Below are 4321 nucleotides of genomic sequence, written 5' to 3'. Positions count from 1 at the left end.
TCGTGCTTCGCCGTATATTTTGGGAGGTTGCTCTTTTTACATCGCCCCTCTTTCAACTCAGCCTAATGTTTATCATTTTGGGATTCCAATCCATCCTGATGGGGCTGATCGCCGAACTGCTGGTGCGCATCTATCATGAAGCCCAGGGAAAGCCCACCTACACGGTGCGGCGGGAGCTCAACATGTCCCGGGCCGGGAAGGAATAACCCGTGCGGATTCTGCTCCTCAACCCCGAATACCCTCCCATCGGCGGCGGGGCGGGCAATGCCAGCTGCCACTTGGCCCAGGCCCTGACGGCTTTGGGCCATGAGGTTACGGTGTTGACCGTCCGCTACGGCACCCTGCCCCGCCAAGAGGAGCAGGTTGGGGTGCGGGTGGTGCGCATCCCGGCGTTGCGGCGGCGGCCCGACCGCTCCGGCGCGCTGGAGCAGAGCGCCTTCGTCCTCAGCGGGTGGGTGCAGACCGTGCGCCTAGTGCGCCATTGGTGCCCCGATGTCATCCTGGCCTTCTTCGGCGCCCCCAGCGGCATTATCGCCTGGGCGCTGCCGCCGGGGCTACGGGTACCTTATGTGGTGGCCCTGCGCGGGGGCGATGTACCTGGCTTTCGGCCCTATGACTTCGCCACCTACCATCGCCTCATCGGCCCGGTGTTGCGGCGGGTGTGGCGTCGCGCGGCGGCCGTGGTGGCCAACAGTCAAGGGTTGCGTGACCTGGCCCGGCGCTTTGACCCCACGGTGCCCATCCGGGTTATCCCCAACGGCGTGGACCCGCAGCGTTTTGCCCCGCCGGAAAAGCGGGCCTGGGCCCCACCGCGGTTGCTCTTTGTGGGGCGGGTGGTGTATCAGAAGGGGCTGGATGTACTGCTGGAGGCCCTGGCCGGGGTACCCGAGACGCTGCCCTGGCACCTGACCCTGGTGGGCGACGGCCCCTATCGCCCTGCCCTGGAGGCCCTGGCCGCCCAACGAGGCTTGAAGGAACGGCTGACCTTTGCCGGGTGGCACCCCCCGGAGCGCATCCCGGCCTTTTACCGGGAGGCCAACCTCTTCGTTTTCCCTTCCCGCGACGAGGGGATGCCCAACGCGGTGTTGGAGGCCATGGCGTCAGGGCTGCCAGTGCTTGCCACCCGCATCGCCGGGAATGAGGAGTTGGTCGCCCCTGAAGTGGGCGTGCTGGTGCCCAGGGACGACCCGACAGCGCTGCGTGAGGCGTTGCTCCGCCTGTTGTCCGATGCCTCCCTCCGACAGCGTTTGGGCGTGGCCGCCTGCCAACGGGTGATGGAGCACTTCACCTGGGAGGCCACGGCGCAGCAGTATCTGGACCTTTTCCGTGAGGTGCGGTGATGTGTGGTATTTGTGGGTTGGGCCTTTCTACGGGCGCGGCATCCACCACTGAGATCCAGGAAAAGGTGCGGCAGATGAACGCCCGGTTAGTGCATCGGGGCCCCGACGGCGAGGGGTTCCACTTTGCCCCCGGCGTCGGTCTGGCCATGCGCCGTCTGGCCATCATTGACCTGCAAACTGGCGACCAGCCCATCCCTAACGAGGACAAGTCCCTCTGGATTGTCTTCAACGGCGAAATCTACAACTTCCCCCAATTGCGCAAAGACCTCATCCGGCGAGGGCACCGCTTCCGCACCCGCACCGACACTGAGACCATCGTCCACCTGTACGAGGAGTACGGCCCCGAATGCGTACACCATCTGCGGGGGATGTTCGCCTTTGCCCTGTGGGACGCGCCCCGCCGCCGCCTGTTCATCGCCCGCGACCGTTTGGGCCAGAAGCCTCTGTATTATACTGTCCAGGACGGCACCCTGTACTTTGCCTCAGAACTTCCGGCCCTGTTGACCGTCCTGTCCCGGACCCCTGAGGTTTCGCTCGAAGCCCTGGACCTTTACCTGGCTCTGCAGTACATCCCCGAACCCCTGACGCCTTATCAGGGGGTGTACAAACTTCCGGCGGCCCATCTGCTGCTGTGGCACGAAGGGCGCCTGGAGGTGCAGCGGTACTGGGATTTGCACTACACGCCCAAATGGACGCTGTCGGAGGCCGACTTGTTGGCCGAGTTGCGTGAACGGGTGCGCGAGGCCGTTCGCCTGCGACTGATCAGCGACGTTCCCTTAGGAGCGCACCTCAGCGGTGGCCTGGACTCCAGCATCATGGTGGCCGTGATGGCAGCGTTGGGCAATGGGCCTGTGAAGACGTTTTCGGTGGGTTTTGAGGAAGAGGCGTTTTCGGAATTGGCCCATGCCCGCACTGTAGCCCAGCGGTTTGCCACGGACCACCATGAGTTTGTGCTGACCTACGGGGATATTCCCTCCACTCTGGAGACCCTGGTGGCCCACTTGGGTGAGCCCTTGGCGGACCCTTCGGTGTTGCCCCTCTACCACCTTTCACGCCTGACCCGTGAGCATGTGACCGTGGCTCTGAACGGCGATGGCGGCGACGAGGCCTTCGCCGGATACCCCCGTTATTGGTGGGATCCCTGGGCGAACCGCTATCTGCGCCTGCCCCGCTGGTTCACCCAGGGGGTGGTACCCTGGCTGGTACGGTACTTGCCCGACCGGGGCGACCGCCCGGTAGGACACAGCCTGGTCAACGGCCTCAAGCGCCTGGCCCAGTTGCCACAGGTGGACCCCAGGGCCAGCCTGCTGCGTTGGGGGTCGTATTTCGGCCCTGAACTGCGGGAGGCCCTGTGGCGGCCAGAGCACCGTGCCTGGCTGACGCCCCGCCGGGCCGAGACCTGGTTGGTGGAGCACTTCACCGTGGCCCAGGCCGAGAGCCTGTTGGACCGCACCCTGTATGCCGACGTGCACACCTACTTGCCCGGCGATTTGTTGGTCAAGGCGGACCGGATGACCATGGCCGCTTCGCTGGAGGGGCGTTCGCCTTTCCTGGATCACGAACTCATGGCCTGGGCGGCCCGGCTGCCCCAACGATGGAAGGTGCGCGGGTTGACGGGTAAGGTGGCCCTGCGCAAGGCCTTTGCCGACCAACTCCCACCGGAGATCCTGCGCCGGGGAAAGCAAGGGTTTGGGGTGCCGGTGGGCGCCTGGCTACGGGGGCCGTTACGCCCCTGGATGCAGGAGTTGTTGCTCGGCGACGCCAGCCCCCTGCGCCCCTGGATTCGCCGGGAGGTGGTGGCGCGCTTGGTAGAGGAACATGCAACGGGCCGTGAAGACCACGGCAAACGTTTATGGGCGTTGGCCGTATGGGCGATGTGGTGGGCACAACAATAAGGGTGAGGGAGAACTCTTCATGACTTCAGAGGTGCGTTTTCGCTTTGGAGAGAATTGGGCGTCCTTCTCGCGGCATCTGACGGAGACCCAGTTGGCGGAGGCTCGGGCTTCGCTTCAACGGTTGTTGGATATGGAAAGTCTGGAAGACCACACTTTTTTGGACATCGGTTGCGGCAGTGGGTTGTTTTCTATTGCCGCTGCTCAACTGGGGGCCCGACAGGTGGTAGGAATTGACATCGATCCGGTCTCTGTACGCACTTCACAGGATAACGCGCGTCGCTGGGCGCCCGATGCGCCGTTGACCTTTCGCCAGGTTTCGGTGCTGGACGAAACCGCCATGGAGGCCCTGGACACCTTTGATATTGTGTATAGTTGGGGAGTGCTTCATCATACCGGTGATATGCGTCGCGCCTTGCGGATAGCAGCGGCCCGGGTCAGAACAGGGGGGCTTTTTGTGGTGGCGATTTACAACCGCCATTGGTCTTCGCCTTTTTGGAAGCTCATTAAACGAGGGTACAATTTGCTTCCTGTTTGGGGGCAGCGAGGGTTGGTGGGGGGCTTTGCTCCTGTGATCCTTTTGGCCAAAGCCCTGGTGACACGGCGGAATCCGTTTAAGGTGCGAAGAGGGATGGATTTCTTCCATAACCTGGTGGATTGGTTGGGGGGGTATCCTTATGAATATGCCAGTATCTCAGAGATGCGAAAGTTATTGGGAAACCTGGGGTTTCATGTGCTGCGCGTCTTGCAGGCCCCCGTGCCAACCGGTTGCAACGAGTTTGTGTGTCGGGAAGAAAGGGAGAACGAGTTTAGCAAAAAGAGAGCAAGGTGACCATGGTCTCTCAAGGAGCGTTGCAAAGAAAACTTTTTTGGTTTTTTCGCATCGTGCTCTCGATGCTGTTGCTCGGCCTGCTCTTCTGGCGTTTTGACTGGGGGGGGCTGCTGCAGGTCATTCAGCGAGGTCAATGGGGATATTTGATCGGCCCTGTGTTGTGCTTTTGGGCCGGGTTTTGGCTTTCGAGTTTGCGCTGGCAGGCGGTTTTACAGGGGATGCAAATTTCCCAGCGCTTGGCGTATCTTTTTTTGCTT

At 62.4% G+C, this 4321-nt stretch carries 5 protein-coding genes; all 5 read left to right on the top strand.

Features of this window, described 5'->3' with window-relative positions; genetic code table 11:
- The first annotated feature begins 65 nt into the window (after positions 1 to 65).
- Positions 66 to 206, top strand: a complete 141-nt coding sequence (locus tag G4O04_10510; protein HEY58941.1) for a hypothetical protein — start codon at positions 66 to 68, stop codon at positions 204 to 206.
- Between the two features lie 9 nt (positions 207 to 215).
- Positions 216 to 1340 carry a glycosyltransferase family 4 protein gene (locus G4O04_10505; protein HEY58940.1) on the top strand — a complete coding sequence of 375 codons (1125 nt, stop codon included), beginning with the start codon at positions 216 to 218 and terminating at the stop codon, positions 1338 to 1340.
- Complete coding sequence (gene asnB, locus G4O04_10500; protein ID HEY58939.1) at positions 1340 to 3235, top strand: asparagine synthase (glutamine-hydrolyzing); 1896 nt, start codon at positions 1340 to 1342, stop codon at positions 3233 to 3235. The genes G4O04_10505 and asnB overlap by 1 nt, the downstream gene beginning before the upstream one ends.
- A 19-nt stretch (positions 3236 to 3254) precedes the next feature.
- On the top strand, positions 3255 to 4064 hold the full coding sequence (locus tag G4O04_10495) for a methyltransferase domain-containing protein (GenBank protein HEY58938.1): 810 nt from the start codon (positions 3255 to 3257) through the stop codon (positions 4062 to 4064).
- A partial coding sequence (locus tag G4O04_10490) for a hypothetical protein (GenBank protein HEY58937.1) occupies positions 4061 to 4321 on the top strand: 261 nt, incomplete at its 3' end. The genes G4O04_10495 and G4O04_10490, both read left to right, overlap by 4 nt.

The organism is Anaerolineae bacterium, assembly GCA_011176535.1.
Taxonomy (GTDB): domain Bacteria; phylum Chloroflexota; class Anaerolineae; order Anaerolineales; family DRMV01; genus DUEP01.
This window is presented reverse-complemented; position numbering and strand designations above follow the sequence as displayed.